The organism is Enterobacter sp. PI-10, from assembly GCF_027947695.1.
GTDB lineage: Bacteria > Pseudomonadota > Gammaproteobacteria > Enterobacterales > Enterobacteriaceae > Enterobacter > Enterobacter vonholyi.
This window is the reverse complement of record NZ_JAJNOG010000016.1, coordinates 1-26,079: the sequence shown is the minus strand read 5'-3', so window position 1 is coordinate 26,079 and position 26,079 is coordinate 1. Positions and strand designations below refer to the sequence as shown.

At 50.8% G+C, this 26,079-nt stretch carries 46 protein-coding genes; 39 read left to right on the top strand and 7 right to left on the bottom strand.

Translation table 11 applies throughout. The annotated features are described in order from the left end of the window. The first annotated feature begins 225 nt into the window (after positions 1-225). Both bfd and bfr read left to right on the top strand, forming a co-directional pair. Complete coding sequence (gene bfd / locus LRM19_RS20940) at positions 226-420, top strand: bacterioferritin-associated ferredoxin (RefSeq protein ID WP_008503493.1); 195 nt, start codon at positions 226-228, stop codon at positions 418-420. Positions 421-492: 72 nt separating this feature from the next. After that, complete coding sequence (bfr, locus tag LRM19_RS20935) at positions 493-969, top strand: bacterioferritin (protein ID WP_008503492.1); 477 nt, start codon at positions 493-495, stop codon at positions 967-969. On the opposite strand, the gene LRM19_RS20930 is transcribed toward bfr, so the two are convergent. Then, entirely contained in the window at positions 953-1,426 is a 474-nt protein-coding gene (locus tag LRM19_RS20930; RefSeq protein ID WP_271369738.1) for a prepilin peptidase, read from the bottom strand. The genes bfr and LRM19_RS20930 overlap by 17 nt on opposite strands. Positions 1,427-1,806: 380 nt before the next feature. On the opposite strand from LRM19_RS20930, the gene rpsJ reads away from it, so the two are divergent. The 31 genes from rpsJ (at position 1,807) to LRM19_RS20775 (ending at position 16,636) form a co-directional block, all read left to right on the top strand. Then, positions 1,807-2,118 carry a 30S ribosomal protein S10 gene (gene rpsJ, locus LRM19_RS20925; protein ID WP_001181005.1) on the top strand — a complete coding sequence of 104 codons (312 nt, stop codon included), beginning with the start codon at positions 1,807-1,809 and terminating at the stop codon, positions 2,116-2,118. Between the two features lie 32 nt (positions 2,119-2,150). After that, positions 2,151-2,780, top strand: a complete 630-nt coding sequence (gene rplC, locus LRM19_RS20920) for a 50S ribosomal protein L3 (RefSeq protein WP_003863274.1) — start codon at positions 2,151-2,153, stop codon at positions 2,778-2,780. 10 nt (positions 2,781-2,790) lie between these two features. Further along, positions 2,791-3,396, top strand: a complete 606-nt coding sequence (gene rplD, locus LRM19_RS20915) for a 50S ribosomal protein L4 (protein WP_000424395.1) — start codon at positions 2,791-2,793, stop codon at positions 3,394-3,396. Then, positions 3,393-3,695 carry a 50S ribosomal protein L23 gene (gene rplW, locus LRM19_RS20910; RefSeq protein ID WP_000617546.1) on the top strand — a complete coding sequence of 101 codons (303 nt, stop codon included), beginning with the start codon at positions 3,393-3,395 and terminating at the stop codon, positions 3,693-3,695. The genes rplD and rplW overlap by 4 nt, the downstream gene beginning before the upstream one ends. Before the next feature lie 17 nt (positions 3,696-3,712). Then, on the top strand, positions 3,713-4,534 hold the full coding sequence (gene rplB, locus LRM19_RS20905; RefSeq protein ID WP_008457150.1) for a 50S ribosomal protein L2: 822 nt from the start codon (positions 3,713-3,715) through the stop codon (positions 4,532-4,534). Positions 4,535-4,550: 16 nt separating this feature from the next. Then, positions 4,551-4,829 (top strand): 30S ribosomal protein S19, encoded by a 279-nt coding sequence (rpsS, locus tag LRM19_RS20900; protein ID WP_001138117.1) that lies wholly within the window; start codon positions 4,551-4,553, stop codon positions 4,827-4,829. Positions 4,830-4,843: 14 nt separating this feature from the next. Next, positions 4,844-5,176, top strand: a complete 333-nt coding sequence (rplV, locus tag LRM19_RS20895; protein WP_002919773.1) for a 50S ribosomal protein L22 — start codon at positions 4,844-4,846, stop codon at positions 5,174-5,176. A gap of 17 nt (positions 5,177-5,193) precedes the next feature. Beyond that, entirely contained in the window at positions 5,194-5,895 is a 702-nt protein-coding gene (gene rpsC / locus LRM19_RS20890; protein ID WP_000529945.1) for a 30S ribosomal protein S3, read from the top strand. A 12-nt stretch (positions 5,896-5,907) separates the two neighbouring features. Continuing rightward, a complete protein-coding gene (gene rplP / locus LRM19_RS20885; RefSeq protein ID WP_002919759.1) occupies positions 5,908-6,318 on the top strand; it encodes a 50S ribosomal protein L16 in 411 nt (136 codons plus the stop codon). Next, positions 6,318-6,509, top strand: coding sequence for a 50S ribosomal protein L29 (rpmC, locus tag LRM19_RS20880; protein WP_003863282.1), 192 nt, complete (start codon positions 6,318-6,320; stop codon positions 6,507-6,509). The genes rplP and rpmC overlap by 1 nt, the downstream gene beginning before the upstream one ends. After that, positions 6,509-6,763 (top strand): 30S ribosomal protein S17, encoded by a 255-nt coding sequence (gene rpsQ, locus LRM19_RS20875; protein ID WP_008503489.1) that lies wholly within the window; start codon positions 6,509-6,511, stop codon positions 6,761-6,763. Before rpmC ends, rpsQ begins: the two co-directional genes overlap by 1 nt. A 166-nt stretch (positions 6,764-6,929) precedes the next feature. After that, on the top strand, positions 6,930-7,301 hold the full coding sequence (gene rplN / locus LRM19_RS20870; RefSeq protein ID WP_002919748.1) for a 50S ribosomal protein L14: 372 nt from the start codon (positions 6,930-6,932) through the stop codon (positions 7,299-7,301). A gap of 10 nt (positions 7,302-7,311) precedes the next feature. Beyond that, positions 7,312-7,626, top strand: a complete 315-nt coding sequence (rplX, locus tag LRM19_RS20865) for a 50S ribosomal protein L24 (protein WP_003863287.1) — start codon at positions 7,312-7,314, stop codon at positions 7,624-7,626. Positions 7,627-7,640: 14 nt separating this feature from the next. Further along, positions 7,641-8,180, top strand: coding sequence for a 50S ribosomal protein L5 (rplE, locus tag LRM19_RS20860; protein ID WP_001096202.1), 540 nt, complete (start codon positions 7,641-7,643; stop codon positions 8,178-8,180). Between the two features lie 14 nt (positions 8,181-8,194). Continuing rightward, positions 8,195-8,500, top strand: a complete 306-nt coding sequence (gene rpsN, locus LRM19_RS20855; RefSeq protein WP_003863291.1) for a 30S ribosomal protein S14 — start codon at positions 8,195-8,197, stop codon at positions 8,498-8,500. Between the two features lie 30 nt (positions 8,501-8,530). Continuing rightward, positions 8,531-8,923 (top strand): 30S ribosomal protein S8, encoded by a 393-nt coding sequence (gene rpsH / locus LRM19_RS20850; RefSeq protein ID WP_006178918.1) that lies wholly within the window; start codon positions 8,531-8,533, stop codon positions 8,921-8,923. A 12-nt stretch (positions 8,924-8,935) separates the two neighbouring features. Next, the gene (gene rplF, locus LRM19_RS20845; protein WP_003863296.1) at positions 8,936-9,469 is read left to right on the top strand and encodes a 50S ribosomal protein L6; all 534 of its coding nucleotides are present in this window, start codon (positions 8,936-8,938) and stop codon (positions 9,467-9,469) included. A gap of 9 nt (positions 9,470-9,478) precedes the next feature. Beyond that, positions 9,479-9,832: a 50S ribosomal protein L18 gene (gene rplR, locus LRM19_RS20840; protein WP_003863297.1), complete on the top strand. Its 354-nt coding sequence runs from the start codon at positions 9,479-9,481 to the stop codon at positions 9,830-9,832. A 14-nt stretch (positions 9,833-9,846) separates the two neighbouring features. Then, a complete protein-coding gene (rpsE, locus tag LRM19_RS20835; RefSeq protein WP_003863299.1) occupies positions 9,847-10,347 on the top strand; it encodes a 30S ribosomal protein S5 in 501 nt (166 codons plus the stop codon). Positions 10,348-10,353: 6 nt separating this feature from the next. After that, positions 10,354-10,533 carry a 50S ribosomal protein L30 gene (gene rpmD / locus LRM19_RS20830; protein WP_003863301.1) on the top strand — a complete coding sequence of 60 codons (180 nt, stop codon included), beginning with the start codon at positions 10,354-10,356 and terminating at the stop codon, positions 10,531-10,533. A 3-nt stretch (positions 10,534-10,536) separates the two neighbouring features. After that, the gene (rplO, locus tag LRM19_RS20825; protein WP_003863304.1) at positions 10,537-10,971 is read left to right on the top strand and encodes a 50S ribosomal protein L15; all 435 of its coding nucleotides are present in this window, start codon (positions 10,537-10,539) and stop codon (positions 10,969-10,971) included. A gap of 7 nt (positions 10,972-10,978) precedes the next feature. Beyond that, positions 10,979-12,310 (top strand): preprotein translocase subunit SecY, encoded by a 1,332-nt coding sequence (gene secY, locus LRM19_RS20820; RefSeq protein WP_003863305.1) that lies wholly within the window; start codon positions 10,979-10,981, stop codon positions 12,308-12,310. A 31-nt stretch (positions 12,311-12,341) separates the two neighbouring features. Next, positions 12,342-12,458 (top strand): 50S ribosomal protein L36, encoded by a 117-nt coding sequence (rpmJ, locus tag LRM19_RS20815; protein WP_000868187.1) that lies wholly within the window; start codon positions 12,342-12,344, stop codon positions 12,456-12,458. A 146-nt stretch (positions 12,459-12,604) separates the two neighbouring features. Next, a complete protein-coding gene (gene rpsM, locus LRM19_RS20810) occupies positions 12,605-12,961 on the top strand; it encodes a 30S ribosomal protein S13 (RefSeq protein ID WP_003863308.1) in 357 nt (118 codons plus the stop codon). Between the two features lie 16 nt (positions 12,962-12,977). Then, positions 12,978-13,367, top strand: a complete 390-nt coding sequence (gene rpsK / locus LRM19_RS20805) for a 30S ribosomal protein S11 (protein WP_003863312.1) — start codon at positions 12,978-12,980, stop codon at positions 13,365-13,367. Positions 13,368-13,400: 33 nt separating this feature from the next. Beyond that, positions 13,401-14,021 carry a 30S ribosomal protein S4 gene (rpsD, locus tag LRM19_RS20800; protein WP_004868345.1) on the top strand — a complete coding sequence of 207 codons (621 nt, stop codon included), beginning with the start codon at positions 13,401-13,403 and terminating at the stop codon, positions 14,019-14,021. A 25-nt stretch (positions 14,022-14,046) separates the two neighbouring features. Further along, the gene (locus tag LRM19_RS20795) at positions 14,047-15,036 is read left to right on the top strand and encodes a DNA-directed RNA polymerase subunit alpha (RefSeq protein ID WP_002919219.1); all 990 of its coding nucleotides are present in this window, start codon (positions 14,047-14,049) and stop codon (positions 15,034-15,036) included. A gap of 40 nt (positions 15,037-15,076) precedes the next feature. Then, positions 15,077-15,460 carry a 50S ribosomal protein L17 gene (gene rplQ / locus LRM19_RS20790; protein ID WP_001216368.1) on the top strand — a complete coding sequence of 128 codons (384 nt, stop codon included), beginning with the start codon at positions 15,077-15,079 and terminating at the stop codon, positions 15,458-15,460. 106 nt (positions 15,461-15,566) lie between these two features. Beyond that, entirely contained in the window at positions 15,567-15,935 is a 369-nt protein-coding gene (locus LRM19_RS20785; protein WP_271369732.1) for a DUF1992 domain-containing protein, read from the top strand. 2 nt (positions 15,936-15,937) lie between these two features. Next, the gene (gene zntR / locus LRM19_RS20780; protein ID WP_014833516.1) at positions 15,938-16,363 is read left to right on the top strand and encodes a Zn(2+)-responsive transcriptional regulator; all 426 of its coding nucleotides are present in this window, start codon (positions 15,938-15,940) and stop codon (positions 16,361-16,363) included. A gap of 57 nt (positions 16,364-16,420) precedes the next feature. Continuing rightward, the gene (locus LRM19_RS20775) at positions 16,421-16,636 is read left to right on the top strand and encodes an alternative ribosome-rescue factor A (RefSeq protein ID WP_111966064.1); all 216 of its coding nucleotides are present in this window, start codon (positions 16,421-16,423) and stop codon (positions 16,634-16,636) included. Here the strand turns inward: LRM19_RS20775 and mscL are convergent, their stop codons facing one another. The 5 genes from mscL to def all read right to left on the bottom strand — a co-directional run bounded on the left by mscL (position 16,637) and on the right by def (position 21,413). Further along, positions 16,637-17,047, bottom strand: a complete 411-nt coding sequence (gene mscL / locus LRM19_RS20770; protein ID WP_023309449.1) for a large-conductance mechanosensitive channel protein MscL — start codon at positions 17,045-17,047, stop codon at positions 16,637-16,639. It lies immediately after the preceding gene. Between the two features lie 146 nt (positions 17,048-17,193). Further along, positions 17,194-18,570, bottom strand: coding sequence for a Trk system potassium transporter TrkA (gene trkA, locus LRM19_RS20765; RefSeq protein WP_008503482.1), 1,377 nt, complete (start codon positions 18,568-18,570; stop codon positions 17,194-17,196). Positions 18,571-18,592: 22 nt separating this feature from the next. After that, positions 18,593-19,879: a 16S rRNA (cytosine(967)-C(5))-methyltransferase RsmB gene (gene rsmB, locus LRM19_RS20760; protein ID WP_111966071.1), complete on the bottom strand. Its 1,287-nt coding sequence runs from the start codon at positions 19,877-19,879 to the stop codon at positions 18,593-18,595. Positions 19,880-19,931: 52 nt separating this feature from the next. Further along, positions 19,932-20,879, bottom strand: a complete 948-nt coding sequence (gene fmt, locus LRM19_RS20755) for a methionyl-tRNA formyltransferase (RefSeq protein WP_127732448.1) — start codon at positions 20,877-20,879, stop codon at positions 19,932-19,934. 24 nt (positions 20,880-20,903) lie between these two features. Then, positions 20,904-21,413, bottom strand: a complete 510-nt coding sequence (def, locus tag LRM19_RS20750) for a peptide deformylase (protein WP_008503479.1) — start codon at positions 21,411-21,413, stop codon at positions 20,904-20,906. A gap of 127 nt (positions 21,414-21,540) precedes the next feature. On the opposite strand from def, the gene dprA reads away from it, so the two are divergent. From dprA to LRM19_RS20720, 6 genes are read left to right on the top strand one after another with little or no spacing between them, the layout of a single operon-like run. Next, a complete protein-coding gene (gene dprA / locus LRM19_RS20745) occupies positions 21,541-22,665 on the top strand; it encodes a DNA-protecting protein DprA (RefSeq protein ID WP_111966072.1) in 1,125 nt (374 codons plus the stop codon). Next, a complete protein-coding gene (smg, locus tag LRM19_RS20740) occupies positions 22,637-23,110 on the top strand; it encodes a DUF494 family protein Smg (RefSeq protein WP_217480378.1) in 474 nt (157 codons plus the stop codon). Before dprA ends, smg begins: the two co-directional genes overlap by 29 nt. A gap of 26 nt (positions 23,111-23,136) precedes the next feature. Beyond that, positions 23,137-23,691 (top strand): DNA topoisomerase family protein, encoded by a 555-nt coding sequence (locus LRM19_RS20735; protein ID WP_047652855.1) that lies wholly within the window; start codon positions 23,137-23,139, stop codon positions 23,689-23,691. Continuing rightward, the gene (gene tsaC / locus LRM19_RS20730) at positions 23,684-24,256 is read left to right on the top strand and encodes an L-threonylcarbamoyladenylate synthase type 1 TsaC (RefSeq protein WP_023309444.1); all 573 of its coding nucleotides are present in this window, start codon (positions 23,684-23,686) and stop codon (positions 24,254-24,256) included. Before LRM19_RS20735 ends, tsaC begins: the two co-directional genes overlap by 8 nt. Before the next feature lie 4 nt (positions 24,257-24,260). Beyond that, the gene (gene aroE, locus LRM19_RS20725; RefSeq protein WP_271369731.1) at positions 24,261-25,079 is read left to right on the top strand and encodes a shikimate dehydrogenase; all 819 of its coding nucleotides are present in this window, start codon (positions 24,261-24,263) and stop codon (positions 25,077-25,079) included. Next, entirely contained in the window at positions 25,076-25,324 is a 249-nt protein-coding gene (locus LRM19_RS20720) for a DUF1488 domain-containing protein (protein ID WP_111966068.1), read from the top strand. The genes aroE and LRM19_RS20720 overlap by 4 nt, the downstream gene beginning before the upstream one ends. Here LRM19_RS20720 and LRM19_RS20715 read toward each other — a convergent pair. Next, entirely contained in the window at positions 25,300-25,854 is a 555-nt protein-coding gene (locus tag LRM19_RS20715; RefSeq protein ID WP_111966069.1) for a gamma carbonic anhydrase family protein, read from the bottom strand. The genes LRM19_RS20720 and LRM19_RS20715 overlap by 25 nt on opposite strands. Positions 25,855-26,079 lie beyond the last annotated feature (225 nt).

Here is a 26,079-nt window from a genome sequence, read left to right as displayed (position 1 = left end):
CGGCCGTACCGTTGGCGCGGGCGTTGTTGCTAAAGTTCTGGGCTAATTAATTATCCCCGAATAAAAAAGGACGCTTCGGCGTCCTTTTTTGTTTTCTGCCGCTCAGGTATTTGTCACAAAATTTCGCATTTTTTGCCTGCTCCCGCCCCGCATTCTGGCGTTTGTGCTATTGTAATCATAACCATTCTCACTTACACTTTGCGCATAATTTGAACGGGAGTTTATATGTACGTTTGTTTATGTAATGGTGTAAGCGACAAAAAAATACGTCAGGCCGTTCGCCAGTTCCAGCCCCAGTCATTCCAGCAGCTTCGCAAATTTGTTCCGGTGGGAAATCAATGCGGTAAATGTGTACGTGCTGCGCGAGAGATCATGCAGGACGAACTGATGCAGATCCCGGAATACAAAGAGATCGCGTAAGCGCCCATCTTTTTTTTGACATCCCTGTAGCCCGATCTACGCTTCAATGAGTGGAAGCGGAGGGACTATATAATGAAAGGTGATGTTAAAATCATAAGTTATCTCAATAAATTATTGGGAAATGAGCTTGTCGCAATCAACCAGTACTTTCTTCACGCGAGAATGTTCAAAAACTGGGGACTCAAACGTTTAAACGACGTTGAGTACCATGAATCTATAGATGAGATGAAACACGCTGATAAATATATCGAGCGTATTTTATTCCTTGAAGGCATTCCAAACCTGCAGGATCTCGGCAAGCTGGGCATCGGAGAAGATGTCGAAGAGATGCTGCGTTCCGACCTCAGGCTGGAGCTTGAAGGCGCCAAAGATCTCCGTGAAGCCATTGCCTATGCTGACAGCGTACATGACTACGTCAGTCGCGATATGATGATCCAGATCCTGGCCGATGAAGAAGGCCATATTGACTGGCTGGAAACGGAGCTGGATCTGATTGCTAAAATCGGCCTGCAAAACTATCTTCAGTCACAGATTAAAGTGGAAGAATAAGCAACGTCTTCCAGCCAACGCATAAACCCGCTGCTGCCAGAAATGGCCCAAAAGGCAGCGGGTTTTTTATTGCCTTCTTATCAGGGCGGATTAACGAAAAAACAATAATGCAAAGAAGCGCCATCAGCGCCGCGAGTAGCGCCAGCGTAGGCAGTACGCACCAGCCGTGCCATGCGCCAAGCGCAGCCAGGTATTTTACATCGCCATATCCCATACCTTCACGTCGGCGGATAAACCAGTAGCCCCAGTAAATAACGGCAAAACCGATATATCCAGCCATCGCACCCACCACCGCACGTGGCAGAAAATCCGGATGGATACAGAGCTGAAAGAGCAGGCCCGCCCATAGCAGCGGGCAGAGAAATTTATCGGGAAGCAGACCGTAGCGAATATCGGCATGTACCAGTAAGGCAGTCAGCGAAAGATAGATCAGCAGAAAGGGGAGGGTGGTTAGCATGAAAAAGGCCTCAAGCGGGTTTGCGCGCATACTCGTTATAATCGGCCTTGCCGGCAACGCATAAAAAAAGGAGATGCGTAGCGGCTCGAAACAAAGCATCGACGCAGATTACATTGCATAAAATGTTGCGCGCTCTTATGAATACTGCGCCTCTGGCGCTTAATTTCTAAACGGCACTTGCGTCTTGCCCAGATTTACGTATAATGCGCGGGCTTGTCGTAATTGACGGCGGGTTCAATCAGAACCAGAGTAGCTCATTTTGTTACTCAACAATGCTCCCAATTGGGGAGCTACGTAAGAACGGTTACACTCTCCCATCAATCGTAATGGGTTTGAGGAGTAATCATTTTCGTTTATAAAATAATTGGAGCTCTGGTCTCATGCAGAACCAAAGAATCCGTATCCGCCTTAAAGCGTTTGATCATCGTCTGATCGATCAATCAACCGCGGAAATCGTCGAGACTGCTAAGCGCACTGGTGCGCAAGTCCGTGGTCCGATCCCGCTGCCGACCCGCAAAGAGCGCTTCACCGTTCTGATCTCTCCGCACGTTAACAAAGACGCGCGCGATCAGTACGAAATCCGCACTCACAAGCGTCTGGTTGACATCGTTGAGCCAACTGAGAAAACCGTTGATGCTCTGATGCGTCTGGATCTGGCTGCCGGTGTAGACGTGCAGATCAGCCTGGGTTAATCAGGTCATCGAGCGATTGAGAGGTTGAAACAATGATTGGTTTAGTCGGTAAAAAAGTGGGTATGACCCGCATCTTCACTGAAGATGGCGTTTCTATCCCAGTAACCGTAATCGAAGTTGAAGCAAACCGCGTTACTCAGGTTAAAGATCTGGCTAACGATGGCTACCGCGCTATTCAGGTTACCACTGGTGCTAAAAAAGCTAACCGTGTAACCAAACCAGAAGCGGGTCACTTCGCTAAAGCTGGCGTAGAAGCTGGCCGTGGTCTGTGGGAATTCCGTCTTGCTGAAGGCGAAGAGTTCACCGTAGGTCAGGACATTAGCGTTGAGCTGTTTGCTGACGTTAAAAAAGTTGACGTAACCGGTACCTCTAAAGGTAAAGGTTTTGCTGGTACCGTTAAGCGCTGGAACTTCCGTACCCAGGACGCTACTCACGGTAACTCCTTGTCTCACCGCGTTCCGGGTTCTATCGGTCAGAACCAGACTCCGGGCAAAGTGTTCAAAGGCAAGAAAATGGCAGGTCAGCTGGGTAACGAACGTGTAACCGTTCAGAGCCTGGACGTAGTACGTGTTGACGCTGAGCGCAACCTGCTGCTGGTTAAAGGTGCAGTTCCGGGTGCAACCGGTAGCGACCTGATCGTTAAACCAGCTGTGAAGGCGTAAGGGGATAGCAATGGAATTAGTATTGAAAGACGCGCAGAGCGCGCTGACTGTTTCCGAAACTACCTTCGGTCGTGATTTCAACGAAGCGCTGGTTCACCAGGTTGTTGTTGCTTATGCAGCTGGTGCTCGTCAGGGTACTCGTGCTCAGAAGACTCGTGCTGAAGTAACTGGTTCTGGCAAAAAGCCATGGCGCCAGAAAGGTACCGGCCGTGCGCGTTCAGGTTCTATCAAGAGCCCGATCTGGCGTTCAGGTGGCGTGACCTTCGCTGCGCGTCCACAGGACCACAGTCAAAAAGTTAACAAAAAGATGTACCGCGGCGCGCTGAAAAGCATCCTGTCCGAACTGGTACGTCAGGATCGTCTGATCGTTGTCGAGAAGTTCTCTGTTGAAGCGCCTAAAACTAAGCTGCTGGCACAGAAACTGAAAGACATGGCTCTGGAAGATGTGCTGATCATCACCGGTGAGCTGGACGAGAACCTGTTCCTGGCCGCACGTAACCTGCACAAGGTTGACGTACGCGATGCGACTGGTATCGACCCGGTTAGCCTGATCGCCTTCGACAAAGTCGTAATGACTGCTGATGCTGTTAAGCAAGTTGAGGAGATGCTGGCATGATTCGTGAAGAACGTCTGCTGAAGGTGCTTCGCGCACCGCACGTTTCTGAAAAAGCGTCTACTGCGATGGAAAAAACAAACACCATCGTTCTCAAAGTTGCTAAAGACGCGACCAAAGCAGAGATCAAAGCTGCTGTGCAGAAACTGTTTGAAGTCGAAGTCGAAGTCGTTAACACCCTGGTAGTTAAAGGGAAAGTTAAACGTCACGGACAGCGTATCGGTCGTCGTAGCGACTGGAAAAAAGCTTACGTCACCCTGAAAGAAGGCCAGAATCTGGACTTCGTTGGCGGCGCTGAGTAAGTCGGAGGAGTAATACAATGGCAGTTGTTAAATGTAAACCGACATCTCCGGGTCGTCGCCACGTAGTTAAAGTGGTTAACCCTGAGCTGCACAAGGGCAAACCTTTTGCTCCGTTGCTGGAAAAAAACAGCAAATCCGGTGGTCGTAACAACAATGGCCGTATCACCACTCGTCACATCGGTGGTGGCCACAAGCAGGCTTATCGTATTGTTGACTTCAAACGCAACAAAGACGGTATCCCAGCAGTTGTTGAACGTCTTGAGTACGATCCGAACCGTTCCGCGAACATCGCGCTGGTTCTGTACAAAGACGGCGAACGCCGTTACATCCTGGCCCCTAAAGGCCTGAAAGCTGGCGACCAGATTCAGTCTGGCGTTGATGCTGCAATCAAAGCAGGCAACACCCTGCCGATGCGCAATATCCCGGTTGGTTCTACCGTTCATAACGTAGAAATGAAACCAGGTAAAGGCGGTCAGCTGGCACGTTCCGCTGGTACTTACGTTCAGATCGTTGCTCGTGATGGTGCTTATGTCACTCTGCGTCTGCGTTCTGGTGAAATGCGTAAAGTCGAAGCAGACTGCCGCGCTACTCTGGGCGAAGTTGGCAATGCTGAGCATATGCTGCGCGTTCTGGGTAAAGCAGGTGCTGCACGCTGGCGTGGTGTTCGTCCTACCGTTCGCGGTACTGCGATGAACCCAGTCGATCACCCACATGGTGGTGGTGAAGGTCGTAACTTTGGTAAGCACCCGGTATCTCCGTGGGGCGTTCAGACCAAAGGTAAGAAGACCCGCAGCAACAAGCGTACTGATAAATTTATCGTACGTCGCCGTAGCAAATAATTTTAGAGGATAAGCCATGCCACGTTCTCTCAAGAAAGGTCCTTTTATTGACCTGCACTTGCTGAAGAAGGTAGAGAAAGCGGTGGAAAGCGGAGACAAGAAGCCCCTGCGCACTTGGTCCCGTCGTTCAACGATCTTTCCTAACATGATCGGTTTGACCATCGCTGTCCATAATGGTCGTCAGCACGTTCCAGTCTTTGTTACCGACGAAATGGTTGGTCACAAACTGGGTGAATTCGCACCGACTCGTACTTATCGCGGCCACGCTGCTGATAAAAAAGCGAAGAAGAAATAAGGTAGGAGGAAGAGATGGAAACTTTAGCTCAACATCGCCATGCTCGTTCTTCTGCTCAGAAGGTTCGCCTTGTTGCTGACCTGATTCGCGGTAAGAAAGTGTCGCAGGCCCTGGACATTCTGACCTATACCAACAAGAAAGCTGCGGTATTGGTCAAGAAAGTACTGGAATCTGCCATTGCTAACGCTGAACACAACGATGGCGCTGACATCGACGATCTGAAAGTTGCGAAAATTTTCGTAGATGAAGGCCCAAGCATGAAGCGCATTATGCCGCGTGCGAAAGGTCGTGCAGATCGCATCCTGAAGCGCACCAGCCACATTACTGTGGTTGTGTCCGATCGCTGAGACTCTGGAGACTAGCAATGGGTCAGAAAGTACATCCTAATGGTATTCGCCTGGGTATTGTAAAACCATGGAACTCTACCTGGTTTGCGAACACCAAAGAATTCGCTGACAACCTGGACAGCGATTTTAAAGTACGTCAGTACCTGACTAAGGAACTGGCTAAAGCGTCTGTATCTCGTATCGTTATCGAGCGTCCAGCGAAGAGCATCCGTGTGACTATTCACACTGCTCGTCCTGGCATCGTTATCGGTAAGAAAGGCGAAGACGTAGAAAAACTGCGCAAGGTCGTAGCGGATATCGCTGGCGTTCCTGCACAGATCAATATCGCTGAAGTTCGTAAGCCTGAACTGGACGCTAAATTGGTTGCTGACAGCATCACTTCACAGCTGGAACGTCGTGTTATGTTCCGTCGTGCTATGAAGCGTGCTGTACAGAACGCAATGCGTCTGGGCGCTAAAGGTATCAAAGTTGAAGTTAGCGGCCGTCTGGGCGGCGCGGAAATCGCACGTACCGAATGGTACCGTGAAGGTCGCGTACCGCTGCACACTCTGCGTGCTGACATCGACTACAACACCTCTGAAGCGCACACCACTTACGGTGTAATCGGCGTTAAGGTATGGATCTTCAAAGGTGAGATCCTGGGTGGTATGGCTGCTGTTGAACAACCGGAAAAACCGGCTGCTCAACCTAAAAAGCAGCAGCGTAAAGGCCGTAAATAAGGAGCGTCGCTGATGTTACAACCAAAGCGTACAAAATTCCGTAAAGTGCACAAAGGCCGCAACCGTGGTCTGGCGCAGGGTACGGATGTTAGCTTCGGCACTTTCGGTCTGAAAGCTGTTGGCCGTGGTCGTCTGACTGCACGTCAGATCGAAGCAGCACGTCGTGCAATGACCCGTGCAGTTAAGCGTCAAGGTAAGATCTGGATCCGTGTATTCCCGGACAAACCGATCACCGAGAAGCCGCTGGAAGTTCGTATGGGTAAAGGTAAAGGTAACGTGGAGTACTGGGTTGCCTTGATCCAACCGGGCAAAGTCCTTTATGAAATGGACGGTGTTCCGGAAGAGCTGGCCCGTGAAGCCTTCGGCCTGGCAGCAGCGAAACTGCCTATCAAAACCACCTTTGTAACTAAGACGGTGATGTAATGAAAGCAAAAGAGCTGCGTGAAAAAAGCGTTGAAGAGCTGAACGCTGAGCTGCTGAACCTGCTGCGTGAGCAGTTCAACCTGCGTATGCAGGCTGCAAGTGGCCAGCTGCAACAGACTCACCTGCTGAAGCAAGTGCGTCGCAATGTTGCGCGCGTTAAGACTTTACTGACTCAGAAGGCGGGTGCGTAATGACCGATAAAATCCGTACTCTGCAAGGTCGTGTTGTTAGCGACAAAATGGAGAAATCCATTGTTGTAGCTATCGAACGTATTGTGAAACACCCGATCTACGGTAAATTCATCAAGCGTACGACCAAACTGCACGTACATGACGAGAACAACGAATGTGGTATCGGCGACAAGGTTGAAATCCGTGAATGCCGCCCACTGTCCAAGACTAAGTCCTGGACGCTGGTTCGCGTTGTAGAGAAAGCGGTTCTGTAATACAGTACGCCTTCTCAATACGAATAAACGGCTCAGCGATGAGCCGTTTATTTTTTCTACCCATATTGCAGAAGCGGTGTTATAATGCCGCGCCCTCGATATGGGGCTTTTTAACGGCTCTGATTTTAGAGTCTCAGGTAGTAGTTGACATTAGCGGAGCACTAAAATGATCCAAGAACAGACTATGCTGAACGTCGCCGACAACTCCGGTGCACGTCGCGTAATGTGTATCAAGGTTCTGGGTGGCTCGCACCGTCGCTACGCAGGCGTAGGCGACATCATCAAGATCACCATCAAGGAAGCAATTCCACGTGGTAAGGTCAAAAAAGGTGATGTGCTGAAGGCGGTAGTGGTGCGCACCAAGAAGGGTGTTCGTCGCCCTGACGGTTCTGTCATTCGCTTCGATGGTAATGCATGCGTTATTTTAAACAATAACAGCGAGCAGCCTATCGGCACGCGTATCTTTGGGCCGGTAACTCGTGAACTTCGTACTGAGAAGTTCATGAAAATTATCTCTCTGGCACCAGAAGTACTCTAAGGAGCGAATCATGGCAGCGAAAATCCGTCGTGATGACGAAGTTATCGTGTTAACCGGTAAAGATAAAGGTAAACGCGGTAAAGTAAAAAATGTTCTGTCTTCCGGCAAACTTGTCGTTGAAGGTATCAACCTGGTTAAGAAACATCAGAAGCCGGTTCCGGCCCTGAACCAACCAGGTGGCATCGTTGAAAAAGAAGCTGCTATTCAGGTTTCTAACGTTGCAATCTTCAATGCGGCTACCGGCAAGGCTGACCGTGTAGGCTTTAGATTCGAAGACGGCAAAAAAGTCCGTTTCTTCAAGTCTAACAGCGAAACTATCAAGTAATTTGGAGTAGTACGATGGCGAAACTGCATGATTACTACAAAGACGAAGTAGTTAAAAAACTCATGACCGAGTTTAACTACAATTCTGTCATGCAAGTCCCTCGGGTCGAGAAGATCACCCTGAACATGGGTGTTGGTGAAGCGATCGCTGACAAGAAACTGCTGGATAACGCAGCAGCTGACCTGACAGCAATCTCCGGTCAAAAACCGCTGATCACCAAAGCACGCAAATCTGTTGCAGGCTTCAAAATCCGTCAGGGCTATCCGATCGGCTGTAAAGTAACTCTGCGTGGCGAACGCATGTGGGAGTTCTTTGAGCGCCTGATCACTATTGCTGTTCCACGTATCCGTGACTTCCGTGGCTTGTCCGCTAAGTCTTTCGACGGTCGTGGTAACTACAGCATGGGTGTCCGTGAGCAGATCATCTTCCCAGAAATCGACTACGATAAAGTCGACCGCGTGCGTGGTTTGGATATTACCATTACCACTACTGCGAAATCTGACGAAGAAGGCCGTGCTCTGCTGGCTGCCTTTGACTTCCCGTTCCGCAAGTAAGGTAGGGTTACTGAATGGCTAAGCAATCAATGAAAGCACGCGAAGTAAAGCGCGTAGCTTTAGCTGATAAATTCTTCGCTAAACGCGCTGAACTGAAAGCGATCATTTCTGATGTGAACGCTTCCGACGAAGATCGTTGGAATGCGGTTCTCAAGCTGCAGTCTCTGCCGCGTGATTCCAGCCCGTCTCGTCAGCGTAACCGCTGTCGTCAAACAGGTCGTCCACATGGTTATGTGGGCAAGTTTGGGTTGAGCCGTATCAAACTGCGTGAAGCCGCCATGCGCGGTGAAGTGCCAGGCTTGAAAAAGGCTAGCTGGTAATTACCAATTGAATCACGGGAGTAAAGACAGATGAGCATGCAAGATCCGATCGCGGATATGCTGACCCGTATCCGTAACGGTCAGGCCGCGAACAAAGTTGCGGTCACCATGCCTTCCGCCAAGCTGAAAGTGGCAATTGCCAACGTGCTGAAGGAAGAAGGTTTTATCGAAGATTTTAAAGTTGAAGGCGACACCAAGCCGGAACTGGAACTTACTCTCAAGTATTTCCAGGGTAAAGCTGTTGTAGAAAGCATTCAGCGTGTCAGCCGCCCAGGCCTGCGCATCTATAAGAAAAAAGATGAGCTGCCAAAAGTTATGGCTGGTCTTGGTATCGCAGTTGTTTCTACCTCTAAAGGTGTTATGACTGATCGTGCAGCGCGCCAGGCTGGTCTTGGTGGCGAAATTATCTGCTACGTAGCCTAATCGGAGGAAAGAATGTCTCGTGTTGCTAAAGCACCGGTCGTTATTCCTGCCGGCGTTGATGTAAAAATCGACGGTCAGGTTATTACGATCAAAGGTAAAAACGGCGAGCTGACTCGTACCCTCAACAAAGCTGTTGAAGTTAAACATGCAGATAACGCTCTGACCTTCGGTCCACGTGATGGTTTCGTGGATGGATGGGCTCAGGCTGGTACCGCGCGTGCCCTGCTGAACTCAATGGTTGTTGGTGTTACCGAAGGCTTCACTAAAAAGCTTCAGCTGGTTGGTGTAGGTTATCGTGCAGCTATCAAAGGGAATGCAGTAGGCCTGTCTCTGGGCTTCTCACACCCTGTTGAGCATCCGCTGCCGGCCGGTATCACTGCAGAATGCCCGACTCAGACTGAAATCGTGCTGAAAGGCGCTGATAAACAGCTGATCGGTCAGGTTGCAGCAGATCTGCGCGCCTACCGTCGTCCTGAGCCTTACAAAGGCAAGGGTGTTCGTTACGCCGACGAAGTCGTGCGTACCAAAGAGGCTAAGAAGAAGTAAGGTAACACTATGGATAAGAAATCTGCTCGTATCCGTCGTGCGACCCGCGCACGCCGCAAGCTCAAAGAGCTGGGTGCAACTCGCCTGGTGGTACATCGTACCCCGCGTCATATTTACGCACAGGTAATTGCACCGAACGGTTCTGAAGTTCTGGTAGCTGCTTCTACTGTAGAAAAAGCTATCTCAGAACAATTGAAGTACACCGGTAACAAAGACGCCGCTGCAGCTGTAGGTAAAGCTGTTGCTGAACGCGCTCTGGAAAAAGGCATCAGCAATGTTTCCTTTGACCGTTCCGGGTTCCAATATCATGGTCGTGTCCAGGCACTGGCAGATGCTGCCCGTGAAGCTGGCCTTCAGTTCTAAGGTAGAGGTGTAAGATGGCTCACATCGAAAAACAGGCTGGCGAACTGCAGGAAAAGCTGATCGCGGTAAACCGCGTATCTAAAACCGTTAAAGGTGGTCGTATTTTCTCCTTCACAGCTCTGACTGTAGTAGGCGATGGTAACGGTCGCGTTGGTTTTGGTTACGGTAAAGCGCGTGAAGTTCCAGCAGCGATCCAGAAAGCGATGGAAAAAGCCCGTCGCAACATGATTAACGTCGCGCTGAACAACGGCACCCTGCAGCACCCAGTTAAAGGTGTTCACACGGGTTCTCGTGTATTCATGCAGCCAGCTTCAGAAGGTACCGGTATCATCGCCGGTGGTGCAATGCGCGCCGTTCTGGAAGTTGCTGGGGTTCATAACGTTCTGGCTAAAGCATATGGTTCCACCAACCCGATCAACGTGGTTCGTGCAACTATTGATGGCCTGGAAAATATGAATTCTCCAGAAATGGTCGCTGCCAAGCGTGGTAAATCCGTTGAAGAAATTCTGGGGTAATTGACCATGGCAAAGACTATTAAAATCACTCAAACCCGCAGTGCAATCGGTCGTCTGCCGAAACACAAGGCAACGCTGCTTGGCCTGGGTCTGCGTCGTATTGGTCATACCGTTGAGCGCGAGGATACTCCTGCTGTTCGTGGTATGGTCAACGCGGTTTACTTCATGGTTAAAGTTGAGGAGTAAGAGATGCGTTTAAATACTCTGTCTCCGGCCGAAGGCTCTAAAAAGGCGGGTAAACGCCTGGGTCGTGGTATCGGTTCTGGCCTCGGTAAAACCGGTGGTCGTGGTCACAAAGGTCAGAACTCTCGTTCTGGCGGTGGCGTACGTCGCGGTTTCGAGGGTGGCCAGATGCCACTGTACCGTCGTCTGCCGAAGTTCGGCTTCACCTCTCGCAAAGCAGCGATCACAGCGGAAATCCGTCTGTCTGACCTGGCGAAAGTTGAAGGCGGCGTTGTAGACCTGAACACGCTGAAAGCAGCAAACATTATCGGTATCCAGATCGAGTTCGCGAAAGTGATCCTGGCTGGTGAAGTTTCTACTCCGGTAACTGTTCGTGGCCTGCGTGTTACTAAAGGTGCTCGTGCTGCTATCGAAGCTGCTGGCGGTAAAATTGAGGAATAAGTAGCAGATGGCTAAGCAACCGGGATTAGATTTTCAAAGTGCCAAAGGTGGATTTGGCGAGCTGAAACGCAGACTGCTGTTTGTTATCGGCGCGCTGATTGTGTTCCGTATTGGCTCTTTTATTCCGATCCCTGGTATCGATGCCGCTGTACTTGCCAAACTGCTTGAGCAACAGCGAGGCACCATCATTGAAATGTTCAACATGTTCTCTGGTGGTGCTCTCAGCCGTGCTTCTATCTTTGCATTGGGTATTATGCCGTACATTTCGGCATCTATTATTATCCAGCTGCTGACGGTCGTTCATCCGGCCCTGGCAGAGTTGAAGAAAGAAGGGGAGTCTGGACGTCGTAAGATTAGTCAGTACACCCGTTACGGTACTCTGGTGCTGGCAATATTCCAGTCGATCGGTATTGCTACCGGTCTGCCGAATATGCCTGGTATGCAGGGCCTGGTGTTAAACCCGGGCTTTGCATTCTACTTCACCGCTGTTGTAAGTCTGGTCACAGGGACAATGTTCCTGATGTGGCTCGGCGAACAGATTACTGAGCGTGGTATCGGTAACGGTATCTCAATCATCATCTTCGCCGGTATTGTTGCGGGCCTCCCGCCAGCCATCGCCCATACTATCGAGCAAGCGCGTCAAGGCGACCTGCACTTCCTCCTGTTGCTGTTGGTTGCAGTATTAGTATTTGCAGTGACGTTCTTTGTTGTCTTCGTTGAACGTGGTCAACGCCGCATTGTGGTGAACTACGCTAAACGTCAGCAAGGTCGTCGTGTCTATGCTGCACAGAGCACACATTTACCGCTGAAAGTGAACATGGCGGGGGTTATCCCGGCTATCTTCGCTTCCAGTATTATTCTGTTCCCGGCGACCATCGCGTCATGGTTCGGGGGCGGTACTGGTTGGAACTGGCTGACAACAATTTCGCTGTATTTGCAGCCTGGGCAACCACTTTATGTGTTACTCTATGCGTCTGCGATCATCTTCTTCTGTTTCTTCTACACGGCGTTGGTCTTCAACCCGCGTGAAACAGCAGATAACCTGAAGAAGTCCGGTGCATTTGTACCAGGAATTCGTCCGGGAGAGCAAACGGCGAAGTATATCGATAAAGTAATGACCCGCCTGACTTTGGTTGGTGCGCTCTATATTACTTTTATCTGCCTGATCCCGGAGTTCATGCGTGATGCAATGAAAGTACCGTTCTACTTCGGTGGGACCTCACTGCTTATCGTTGTTGTCGTGATTATGGACTTTATGGCTCAAGTGCAAACTCTGATGATGTCCAGTCAGTATGAGTCTGCATTGAAGAAGGCGAACCTGAAAGGCTACGGCCGCTAATTGGTCGCCTGAGAAGTTACGGAGAGTAAAAATGAAAGTTCGTGCTTCCGTCAAGAAATTATGCCGTAACTGCAAAATCGTTAAGCGTGATGGTGTCATCCGTGTGATTTGCAGTGCCGAGCCGAAGCATAAACAGCGCCAAGGCTGATTATTTCGCATATTTTTCTTGCAAAGTTGGGTTGAGCTGGCTAGATTAGCCAGCCAATCTTTTGTATGTCTGTACGTTTCCATTTGAGTATCCTGAAAACGGGCTTTTCAGCATGGTGCGTACATATTAAATAGTAGGAGTGCATAGTGGCCCGTATAGCAGGCATTAACATTCCTGATCAGAAACATGCTGTGATCGCATTAACTTCGATCTACGGCGTCGGCAAGACCCGTTCTAAAGCCATTCTGGCTGCAGCGGGTATCGCTGAAGATGTTAAGATCAGTGAGCTGTCTGAAGAACAAATCGACACGCTGCGTGACGAAGTTGCCAAATTTGTCGTTGAAGGTGATCTGCGCCGTGAAATCAGCATGAGCATCAAGCGCCTGATGGATCTTGGTTGCTATCGCGGTTTGCGTCATCGTCGTGGTCTGCCAGTGCGCGGTCAGCGTACTAAGACCAACGCACGTACCCGTAAGGGTCCGCGCAAACCGATCAAGAAATAATCGGGGTGATTGAATAATGGCAAAGGCACCAGTTCGTGCACGTAAACGTGTAAGAAAACAAGTCTCTGACGGCGTGGCTCATATCCATGCTTCTTTCAACAACACCATCGTTACTATTACTGATCGTCAGGGTAACGCATTGGGTTGGGCAACAGCCGGTGGTTCCGGTTTCCGTGGTTCTCGCAAATCCACTCCGTTCGCAGCTCAGGTTGCAGCAGAGCGTTGCGCTGAAGCCGTAAAAGAATACGGTATCAAGAATCTGGAAGTTATGGTTAAAGGTCCGGGTCCGGGTCGTGAATCTACTGTTCGCGCTCTGAACGCCGCTGGTTTCCGCATCACGAATATTACTGATGTGACTCCGATCCCTCATAACGGTTGTCGTCCGCCGAAAAAACGTCGCGTATAACGCTCCGTTTTTTAGGTTAGTTGGAGATAGAAAATGGCAAGATATTTGGGTCCTAAGCTCAAGCTGAGCCGTCGTGAGGGCACCGACTTATTCCTTAAGTCTGGCGTTCGCGCGATCGATACCAAGTGTAAAATTGAACAAGCTCCTGGCCAGCACGGTGCGCGTAAACCGCGTCTGTCTGACTATGGTGTGCAGTTGCGTGAAAAGCAAAAAGTTCGCCGTATGTACGGTGTGCTGGAGCGTCAGTTCCGTAACTACTATAAAGAAGCAGCACGTCTGAAAGGCAACACAGGTGAAAACCTGTTGGCTCTGCTGGAAGGTCGTCTGGACAACGTTGTATACCGTATGGGCTTCGGCGCTACTCGTGCTGAATCACGTCAGCTGGTTAGCCACAAAGCAATCATGGTAAACGGTCGTGTTGTTAACATCGCTTCTTATCAGGTTAAAGCGAATGACGTTGTTAGCATTCGTGAGAAAGCGAAAAAGCAATCTCGCGTGAAGGCCGCTCTGGAGCTGGCTGAGCAGCGTGAAAAGCCAACCTGGCTGGAAGTTGATGCTGGCAAGATGGAAGGTACGTTCAAGCGTCAGCCAGAACGTTCTGATCTGTCTGCGGACATTAACGAACACCTGATCGTCGAGCTTTACTCCAAGTAAAGCTTAGTACCAAAGAGAGGACACAATGCAGGGTTCTGTGACAGAGTTTCTAAAACCGCGCCTGGTAGATATCGAGCAAGTGAGTTCGACGCACGCCAAGGTGACCCTTGAGCCTTTAGAGCGTGGCTTTGGCCATACTCTGGGTAACGCACTGCGCCGTATTCTGCTCTCATCGATGCCGGGTTGCGCGGTGACCGAGGTTGAGATTGATGGTGTACTTCATGAGTACAGCACCAAAGAAGGCGTTCAGGAAGATATCCTTGAAATCCTGCTCAACCTGAAAGGGCTGGCGGTGAGAGTTCAGGGTAAAGATGAAGTTATTCTTACTCTGAATAAATCTGGCATTGGCCCTGTGACTGCAGCCGACATCACCCACGACGGTGATGTTGAAATCGTCAAGCCGCAGCACGTGATCTGCCACCTGACCGATGAGAACGCAGCGATTAGCATGCGTATCAAAGTTCAGCGCGGTCGTGGTTATGTGCCGGCTTCTGCCCGAATTCATTCGGAAGAAGATGAGCGCCCAATCGGCCGTCTGCTGGTCGACGCATGCTACAGCCCTGTAGAGCGTATTGCCTACAATGTTGAAGCAGCGCGTGTAGAACAGCGTACCGACCTGGACAAGCTGGTCATCGAAATGGAAACCAACGGCACAATCGATCCTGAAGAGGCGATTCGTCGTGCGGCAACCATCCTGGCAGAACAACTGGAAGCTTTCGTTGACTTACGTGATGTACGTCAGCCGGAAGTGAAAGAAGAGAAACCAGAATTCGATCCGATCCTGCTGCGCCCTGTTGACGATCTCGAGTTGACTGTCCGCTCTGCTAACTGCCTCAAGGCAGAAGCTATCCACTATATCGGTGATCTGGTACAGCGTACCGAGGTTGAGTTGCTGAAAACGCCGAACCTGGGTAAAAAATCTCTTACTGAGATTAAAGACGTGCTGGCTTCTCGTGGTCTGTCTCTGGGCATGCGCCTGGAAAACTGGCCACCGGCAAGCATTGCTGACGAGTAACCGGATCACAGGTTAAGGTTTTACTGAGAAGGATAAGGTCATGCGCCATCGTAAGAGTGGTCGTCAACTGAACCGCAACAGCAGCCATCGCCAGGCTATGTTCCGCAACATGGCAGGTTCACTGGTTCGTCATGAGATCATCAAGACGACCCTGCCTAAAGCGAAAGAGCTGCGTCGCGTAGTTGAGCCGCTGATTACTCTTGCCAAGACTGACAGCGTTGCTAATCGTCGTCTGGCATTCGCCCGTACTCGTGATAACGAGATCGTGGCAAAACTGTTTAACGAACTGGGCCCGCGTTTCGCGAGCCGTGCCGGTGGTTACACTCGCATTCTGAAGTGTGGTTTCCGTGCAGGCGACAACGCGCCGATGGCTTACATCGAGCTGGTTGATCGTTCAGAGAAAGCAGAAGCTGCTGCAGAGTAATCTGCAGTAACGTAAAAAAACCCGCTCCGGCGGGTTTTTTTATATCCGTGATATCCCCACTTCTCTACAATGTCTGTATCAATTCTGTTCATCCTTGGAGCTGGTAATGTGGTTGCTCGACCAGTGGGCAGAACGCCATATTCGTGATGCCCAAAAAAAAGGCGAATTCGACGATCTTCCAGGAAGCGGCGAACCTCTTGTGCTTGAAGACGATTCCCACATCTCGCCTGAATTACGGGCTGGATACCGTTTACTGAAAAATGCAGGCTGTCTCCCTCCGGAGCTTGAACAGCGCAGAGAGGCTGTTGAACTGGCCGATCTGCTTAAAGGCCTCCGTCAGGACGATCCGCGACATTCTGAACTTAGCCGTCGTCTCACCCTGCTTGAACTCAAGCTTCGCCAGGCAGGAATGAACACTGACTTTCTGCACGGTGAATACGGTGTAAGATTGATGCAGAAATTAAATGAGGAGTAGCTATGTACCGTATCGGTGAACTTGCGAAGCTCGCTAACGTCACGCCGGATACCATTCGATATTACGAAAAGCAGCAGATGATCGATCATGAGGTTCGTACTGAAGGTGGCTTTCGACTTTATACCGATAACGATCTGCAGCGCCTGCGGTTTATTCGTTATGCGCGCCAGCTCGGTTTCACATTAGACTCGATCCGCGAACTTTTATCGATCCGCATCGATCCGGCACATCACACCTGCCAGGAGTCTAAAAGCATTGTGCAGGCTCGTCTGGATGAAGTGGAAGCACGCATTCAGGAGCTGCAAACCATGCAGCGCTCTCTGCAAAGGCTGAATGATGCCTGCTGCGGTACGGCCCACAGCAGTATTTATTGTTCCATTCTGGAAGCTCTTGAACAGGGAGCGAGTGGAGAAACGCAGGGCTGTTGATTTTTAGTTCATCCGGGTCTAGACTCCCGTCGTCATAAACCATGCTCAGGAGAATTTATGAGCCGCTATCAGCACACGAAAGGTCAGATCAAAGACAATGCCATTGAGGCACTACTTCACGACCCGCTATTCAGACAGCGTGTTGAGAAGAATAAAAAAGGGAAAGGAAGTTATCTGCGTAAAGACAAGCATGAAAAACGGGGTAACTGGGAGGCCAGTGGCAAGCAAGCGAATCGCTTATTTACCACTGGCCTTCCTGCTTTAAGCTTTTGATTAAACGCGGTTGTTCTGCTCTTTTAACAGATCGCGGATCTCACTCAGCAGCACTTCTTCTTTCGTTGGTGCAGGTGCTGCAGCTGGCTCTTCTTTCTTACGATTGAGCCTGTTGATCAGCTTGATAGCCATAAAAATGGCAAACGCGACAATCACAAAATCAAATACGTTCTGAATGAATACGCCGTAGTGCATCACGACCGCCGGCACATCACCCTGTGCTTCACGCAGCGTGAAAGCGAACTGTTTGAAATCTATGCCCCCGATTAACAACCCTAAAGGTGGCATGATAATGTCGGCCACTAATGATGAAACAATCTTGCCGAATGCCGCACCAATAATGACACCCACAGCTAAATCCACCACGTTCCCGCGCATCGCAAATTCGCGAAATTCTTTAATAAAACTCATTGTTCTCTCCTTGTGCCAGCTGACGAGTTTAAGTTTAACAAATGATTAGCCAATTGCCATTCGGGATAATTAAACATTATGAAAAATAAAAGGCACAGAAATGAAAAGGATAAAGTAAGGGTGCTTTTTCTGGAGCACCCAATTCTTTAAAGGAAGAATGGACTTGGCTGGAATAAACGTTCGACGTCAGTAATAAACTTTTTATCGGTAAGGAACATAATAACGTGATCGCCTTGCTCAATTCGTAAATTATCATTGGCAATCATGACATCATTTCCGCGCACAACGGCGCCGATGATCGTGCCTGGTGGAAGCTTAATTTCATCGATTGACCGACCCACTACGCGTGACGTGGTTTCATCTCCGTGAGCAACAGCTTCAATGGCTTCCGCCACGCCACGGCGGAGCGATGACACACCGACAATATCCGCTTTACGAACATGGCTCAGAAGCGCTGAAATTGTTGCCTGCTGAGGCGAAATGGCAATATCAATAACGCTGCCCTGAACCAGATCGACATACGCCTTGCGCTGGATAAGCACCATGACTTTTTTTGCCCCCATGCGCTTCGCGAGCATGGCGGACATTATATTTGCCTCGTCATCGTTGGTGACGGCAATAAAGAGATCGACTTGATCAATATGCTCTTCAGCCAGTAGCTCCTGATCGGACGCATCACCATAAAATACGATCGTATTTTGAAGTTTTTCCGCCAGTTCAGCAGCACGCTGTTGATCGCGCTCGATCAACTTCACGCTGTAATCTTTTTCTAACCGATGTGCCAGACCTGCACCGATATTGCCGCCGCCGACCAGCATAATGCGTTTATAGGGTTTTTCGAGACGCTGTAGTTCACTCATCACCGCACGAATATGCTGTGAGGCCGCAATAAAGAAGACCTCATCACCGGCTTCGACAATCGTGGAGCCCTGCGGGCGAATGGGTCTGTCGTGACGGAAAATGGCTGCGACGCGCGTATCGATATGCGGCATGTGCTCGCGCATGGTGGAAAGCGCATTGCCAATCAATGGTCCGCCGTAATAGGCCTTAACCACTGCCAGACTCACTTTGCCCTCGGCAAAGTTTACCACCTGCAGGGCACCCGGATATTCGATCAGGCGGTAGATATTGTCGATAACCAGCTGTTCTGGCGCGATAAGGTGGTCGATGGGGACCGCTTCGGAATTAAACAGTTTTTCAGCATCGCGGACATAGTCCGGAGAGCGAATACGCGCAATTCGGTTTGGTGTGTTGAAAAGCGAGTAGGCCACCTGACAGGCAACCATATTGGTTTCGTCAGAACTGGTTACCGCAACCAGCATGTCGGCATCGTCGGCGCCTGCCTCACGAAGAACACGTGGGTGCGAACCATGACCCTGCACCACGCGCAGGTCAAATTTGTCCTGTAAAACACGCAGGCGATCGCCGTTGGTATCAACTATGGTGATGTCGTTGTTTTCCCCAACCAGGTTTTCCGCCAGCGTTCCGCCAACCTGTCCTGCGCCCAGAATGATAATCTTCATATCTCGTGACCTGTTCTCAACATCACTCTTTGATTAGCTTAGCGTAAAAGAAGCCATCACCCTCTTCTGCACCCGGCAGATTCTGCTGACCCGGGCATTCAGGCGTTCCCGTATCGCGCAGCGCTGCATCCGGGGTACGTTTAAGGAAGGCCGCGATTTGCTGACTGTTTTCTTCCGGCAGCACTGAGCAGGTCGCATAGACCAGCGTGCCGCCGGGTTTAAGATGTGGCCAGATGGCGTCGAGAATGTCGGATTGCAGTTGGGCAAGCTCGTTAATATCACGATCGCGACGCAGCCACTTGATATCAGGATGACGACGAATCACGCCGGTGGCAGAGCAGGGGGCATCCAGCAAAATGCGATCGAATTGTGTTTCGCCACACCATTCTGCTGGTTTGCGTCCATCGCCTTGCTTAACCTGTGCCTTCATGCCCAGGCGCTTGAGGTTGTCGTAGACGCGTGAAAGACGCTGCTCATCAACGTCCACTGCCATCACGCTGGCCTGCGGAGCCACTTCAAGAATATGCGTCGTTTTGCCCCCTGGTGCGGCGCAGAGATCGAGGATCTGCTCACCGTTTTGGGGTTCAAGCCAGGTCATGCAACCCTGAGCCGAGGCATCCTGTACCGTTACCCAACCGTCTTCAAAGCCGGGCAATGCATGTACCGGTGCAGGCGATGCTAAGCGCACGGCATCAGGGTATGCGTCATGGGTGAAGCCGCTCATTCCAGCTTCTTCAAGTAATGCCAGCCATGCGTCACGGGTGTGGTGATTACGATTCACGCGTAACCACATTGGTGGACGCTGGTTGTTAGCATCGGCAATGTCCTGCCATTGCTGCGGATAAGCTTTTTTCAGGCGCTTCAACAGCCAGTCCGGATGCAGGAAGCGCGCTTCGCTTTGGGCAAATTCAGCCAGAAGCTCTTCCTGCTGTCTCTGGAACTGACGCAGTACGCCGTTGATCAGCCCTTTCAACTGAGGACGTTTAATCGCAACGGCACCTTCCACCGTCTCTGCCAGCGCGGCATGGGGTGGGATGCGGGTATGAAGAAGCTGATAAAAACCCACCATAATCAAATAGTGTACGGTGCGCTGTTTGCCTGTCATTGGGCGTGACATCAGCTTATTAATCAACCACTCAAGTTGAGAAAGCGTGCGCAGGACGCCAAAGCAGAGCTCCTGAAGCAGGGCTTTATCCTTATCAGAGACTTTTTGCTGCAGGGGAGGCAGGACATTGCTCAATGACTGGCCCTGCTCAATAACCTGCTCGACGGCCTGAGCCGCCATACTGCGTAGATTTTGTTTTTTCATAACCGTAAAAATAAAAATGCCCGGAAACACCGGGCCTTAAGAATAAATTTGCTCAGGCAAGACGGTTGCCCGGGATAAACCATTCGCGACGGGAATTTAACAGATCCTGAGCGCTCATGGCTTTCTTACCGGCCGGTTGGAGCGATTCAAGATTCAATATCCCTTGCCCAGTCGCCACCTGGATGCCGTTCTTGTTGGCGTCAACAATCGTACCGGGTTCAGCCGTAGTAGTACCGCTAATGACGGAGGCTTTCCACACTTTCACCGGCTGCTCATCAATCTCCATCCAGCTCATCGGCCATGGATTGAAAGCGCGAATGCAGCGTTCAAGCTGAGCGGCCGACAGGGACCAGTCGATCCGCGCTTCTTCTTTGCTCAGCTTTTCGGCATAAGTCACCAGCGCGTCATCCTGAACTTCCGGTTTCGACGTATTGTCAGCAAGCTGCTGGAGCGTCTCGATAAGCCCTTGTGGACCGAGGTCTGCCAGTTTGTCATACAGCGTGGCGCTGGTATCGTCTGACGTAATGGGGCAGGCCAGTTTATACAGCATATCGCCGGTGTCTAAACCTACGTCCATCTTCATAATGGTAACGCCCGTTTCGGCATCACCTGCCCACAGCGAGCGCTGAATAGGTGCAGCACCACGCCAGCGCGGGAGCAAAGACCCATGCACGTTGATGCAACCCAGGCGAGGCATATCGAGCACAGCTTTTGGCAGGATTAAACCGTAAGCCACCACCACCATTACGTCGGCTTTCAGGTCAGCGACCAGCTGCTGATTTTCCTGTGGGCGTAACGATGCGGGCTGGAAAACGGGTAGCCCATGCTCTTCTGCCAGCACTTTTACCGGGCTGGGCATCATTTTTTTGCCGCGACCAGCAGGACGGTCCGGCTGGGTAAAGACGCCAACAACCTTGTGACCGGAAGATAACAGCGCGTCAAGATGACGCGCTGCAAAATCAGGGGTTCCCGCGAAGATAATTCGTAGTGTTTTAGACACGATGATCCTTGTATCCGGGGGGCGTTATGCGCGAGAACGCAAACGATCCAGTTTTTCTACTTTCTGACGAATACGCTGCTGTTTCAGCGGTGAGAGGTAATCGATAAACAGTTTACCGACAAGGTGATCCATCTCATGCTGAATACAAATCGCCAGCAGGTCATCTGCTTCCAGTTCGAACGGATTACCGTCACGATCCAGGGCGCGAATTTTCACCTTTTCAGCTCGCGGCACTAACGCACGCTGTTCAGGAATAGACAGACAGCCTTCCTCAATACCGGTTTCGCCACTCTTTTCGAGCAGTTCAGGGTTGATCAGCACCAGGCGGCCATCGCGATTTTCAGAAACATCAATCACGATAATACGCTTATGAATGTCCACCTGTGTCGCCGCCAGGCCAATGCCTTCTTCGGCGTACATGGTATCGAACATATCATCAACGATACGCTGGATTTCTGCATTCACTTCTTTGACCGGTTCAGCGACGATGCGAAGGCGCTCGTCCGGAATATGTAACACTTGCAAAACTGCCATAAATTTCCAGAGTCGTGTTCAGGAGTTGATAAGAATACTACCTCTATTCTAGACAAATCCCTCATCGATTGACAGCATCAGTGACCAATCGCAATGATTGCGGAGGCCGCTTATGGCAGGGGAAAGGATGACGTTGACCGAGATATGGCTACGGCTAATACACACAGGGTCTCTGTGTGGTGATGTAATGCTGGAAGCGGCTGCACGACTGCAGAAGCAGGAAGGCATCGACACGCTTGTCTTAAGAAATGCTGGACTGACAGCAAAGCAGGCTGAACGGTTCTTTGCGTTCAATGAGAGTGAGCTGGAACGTAGCCTGCTATGGCTTGAGCAGCCGGGGCATCATTTATTAACGGCCAACCATCCCCTTTATCCCCCTTTGCTTCGCACGATCCCTGATTATCCCGGTGCATTATTCATAAAAGGTAACCCAGAGACGCTTAATACCGTTCAGCTGGCGGTGGTAGGCAGTCGTGCGCCGTCATGGTACGGCGAGCGATGGGGGAAAATCCTGTGCGAACAGCTTACACAAAGTGGTTTCACGATTACCAGCGGGCTGGCCTGCGGTATTGACGGCGTTGCCCACAGCGCGGCACTGTCAGCTAAAGGACAAAGTGTCGCGGTCCTGGGGAACGGTCTTTTTAGCATTTATCCACGCCGACATCAGGCATTGGCGATGCGGCTTATTGAATCTGACGGCGCGATAGTCTCTGAGTTTCCGCTTTCCGCGCAGCCCAGGCCGGCAAACTTTCCGCGTCGTAATCGAATTATCAGCGGGCTTAGCAAAGGCGTGCTGGTAGTTGAAGCTGCGCGGCGAAGCGGTTCGCTGGTCACGGCACGATGCGCGCTCGAACAGGGGAGAGAGGTCTTTGCCTTGCCCGGCCCGATAGGTAACCCCGGATGCGAGGGGCCCCACTGGCTGATTAAACAAGGGGCCACACCGGTAACGGAAGTAGGGGATATTCTTGAAAATTTGCAATATGGGCTGCAATGGCTGCAGGAAGATCCCGAAAAGCGACAATATTCATCAGATCAGGGAAAGGTGGCATTGCCATTTCCCAAGCTCCTGGCTAACGTAGGAGATGAGGTAACACCTGTTGACGTTGTCGCTGAACGTGCCGGCCAACCTGTGCCAGTAACGGTAGCACAGCTACTCGAACTGGAGTTAGCAGGGTGGATCGCAGCTGTACCCGGCGGCTATGTCCGATTGAGGAGGGCATGCCATGTTCGACGTACTGATGTATTTGTTTGAGACTTACATCCATAACGAAGCAGAAATGCGAGTGGATCAGGACAAATTGACACAGGATCTTACCGATGCGGGGTTTGAGCGGGAAGACATCTATAATGCGTTGATGTGGTTGGAAAAACTGGCTGATTATCAGGAAGGCCTGGCCGAACCGATGCAGCTTGCTTCTGATCCATTGTCAGTACGCATTTATACCTCAGAAGAGTGTGAAAGGCTGGACGCCAGCTGTCGGGGATTCATCTTATTCCTTGAGCAGATTCAGGTGCTGAACCTCGAAACGAGAGAAATGGTGATAGAGCGCGTCATGGCGCTGGATACAGCAGAATTCGAACTGGAAGATCTCAAATGGGTGATCCTGATGGTTCTGTTTAATATTCCGGGCTGTGAAAATGCCTATCAGCAAATGGAAGAATTACTCTTTGAAGTGAATGAAGGTATGCTGCACTAATTCAATGTGCAGCACCAAGAGTTGTTATGGCCAAATCAGCACTATTCACGGTGCATAAAAACGAGCCCTGCCCGCAGTGCGGGGCTGAACTTGTTATTCGGTCTGGGAAACACGGCCCGTTTCTCGGTTGTTCACACTATCCGGAATGTGATTATGTTCGTCCTCTGAAAAGCCAGGCGGATGGACATATCGTTAAAATTCTGGAGGGTCAGTATTGTCCCGTGTGCGGTGGTGAATTAGCCCTGCGGCAGGGGCGTTTCGGCATGTTTATTGGATGTAGCCGCTATCCAGAATGTGAGCATACGGAACAAATTGATAAGCCTGATGAAACGGCAATTGCGTGCCCTCAGTGTCAGCGCGGTCAGCTGGTACAGCGCCGTTCCCGTTATGGTAAGACCTTCCATTCGTGCGATCGCTATCCTGAATGCCAGTTCGTCATCAATTTTAAACCGGTAGCGGGAACCTGCCCTCATTGCAATTATCCGCTACTGATAGAGAAGAAAACCGCGCAAGGCATGAAACGCTTCTGCGCCAGTAAACAATGTGGAAAGCCGGTTACGGCGGATCAAAATAGTGAATAATAACCTGCCATCAGGCTCCATTGCGCATGCAGTGGACGTACTGAAAAATGAAGAAGTCATCGCCTATCCAACTGAAGCTGTTTTTGGGGTCGGTTGCGATCCTGACAGCGAGACGGCTGTGAGCCGTCTGCTTGCCCTGAAACAAAGACCCGTCGAGAAAGGACTGATTTTGATCGCTGCGAATTACGAGCAGCTTAAACCTTATATCGATGACTCTATGCTGACGCCGGCGCAGCGCGAGACTATCTTCTCCGCGTGGCCGGGACCGGTGACCTTCGTCTTCCCGGCGCAGCCGACAACCCCGCGTTGGTTAACCGGACGCTTTGATTCCCTCGCCGTTCGCGTAACTGACCATCCGCTGGTGGTTGAGCTTTGTCTGGCATTTGGTAAACCGCTAGTCTCAACAAGTGCTAACCTGACCGGATTGCCGCCTTGTCGGACAACCGAAGAAGTGCTGGCGCAGTTCGGGAATGACTTCCCTGTTGCTGTCGGTGAAACGGGAGGGCGCCTGAATCCGTCTGAAATTCGCGACGCTTTGACCGGCGAACGTTTTCGCCAGGGGTAATCTCATGGAAACCTATGCTGTTTTTGGCAATCCCATTGCACACAGCAAATCACCGTTGATCCATCAGCAATTCGCGGAGCAGCTGGAGATTGATCATCCCTACGGCCGCATACTGGCGCCAGTGGATGCTTTTATCCCAACGCTGGAAGCCTTTTTCGCCGCGGGGGGCAAAGGCGCGAATGTGACGGTGCCTTTTAAAGAGGAAGCCTTCGAACGTGCGGATGAGCTAACCGAACGAGCTTCTCTGGCTGGTGCAGTCAATACTCTAAAACGGCTTGAGGATGGACGCCTTTTGGGTGACAACACCGACGGAATTGGTTTACTCAGCGATCTGGAAAGACTCTCCTTTATCAAGCCCGGATTCCGGATCCTGCTGATTGGCGCGGGTGGCGCATCGCGGGGCGTTCTGTTGCCTCTGCTTTCACTGGACTGTTCGGTGACCGTTACTAACAGAACCTTTTCCCGGGCAGAAGCGCTGGCGGCGTTGTTTGCGCATACCGGCAGCGTGAGCGCGGCAGCTCTTGACGATCTTGCCGATCGTGAGTTCGATCTTGTCATTAATGCCACATCCAGCGGCATTAGTGGTGAGATCCCGGCGATCCCCGCTTCGCTGGTCAGTGCGCATATGTATTTCTATGACATGTTTTATCAGAAAGGGAAGACGCCTTTCCTTTACTGGTGTGAACAACACGGTGCGAAAAAGTTAGCCGATGGACTCGGCATGCTGGTGGGGCAGGCTGCGCATGCGGTGCTTCTCTGGCACGGGGTGTTGCCTGCAGTCGAGCCGGTCATTGAAAAGTTAAAGCAGGAGCTTTCGGCGTGAATCAGGCTATTCATTTTCCGGACAGAGAGAGCTGGGATGAAAGTAAGCAAGCGGTCTGTTTCCCGGTTCTGGTACACGGCATGCAACTGACCTGTGCCATTCATGGGGAAACGCTGTTGCGTCGTTTTGGCGGTTCAGATCCGATAGCGGTATTTTGCGAAAATCGCTGGGATCTGGAAGAGGAAGCCAGCGATTTAATCCGCGAAGAGCAGGAAGACGATCAGGGTTGGGTTTGGCTATCCTGATCCAAATAATCATTTTTCCATTTTACGTAGTTGTTCGCCGAGTATTTTAATCCTTCGATCTCTGCCTCCTTAAGGGGGCGGATCTGTTTTACCGGACTTCCCAGATAAAGATAGCCGCTCTCCAGCCGTTTGTTCTGCGGGACCAGGCTACCGGCTCCAATCATCACGTCATCTTCTACTATGACACCATCCAGCAAAATCGACCCCATGCCAACAAGTACGCGATTTCCGATAGTGCAGCCGTGAAGCATCACTTTATGGCCGACGGTAACCTCTTCTCCAATGATGAGAGGATTACCTTCCGGGTTATAGGAGGATTTGTGCGTGACGTGCAGGACGCTACCGTCCTGAATATTGGTACGTGCACCAATCGACACATAGTTAACATCACCCCTGATGGCGACGAGTGGCCAGATACTGACATCGTCGGCCATTCGGACATCACCAATCACCACGCTGCTGGCATCGATCATCACGCGATCGCCTTTTTGGGGGAACAGATCTTTATAAGGACGTAATACTGCGGGCATATCTACCTCTAACAATGAGCGCTATACAGAAGACTTTGATCGTATTAATGGATCGAGGCAAGGCAAAATACGTCAATATTTAAGCAGATCGGGCGGGATTTCAGCGAAAAGCGCGGAAAATCAGCAGTCGGAAAAAAAGATCTAAAAAATACTTGTGCTAAAAAATGGGATCCCTATAATGCGCCTCCATCGACACGGCGGATGTGAAACACTTCACAGACAACG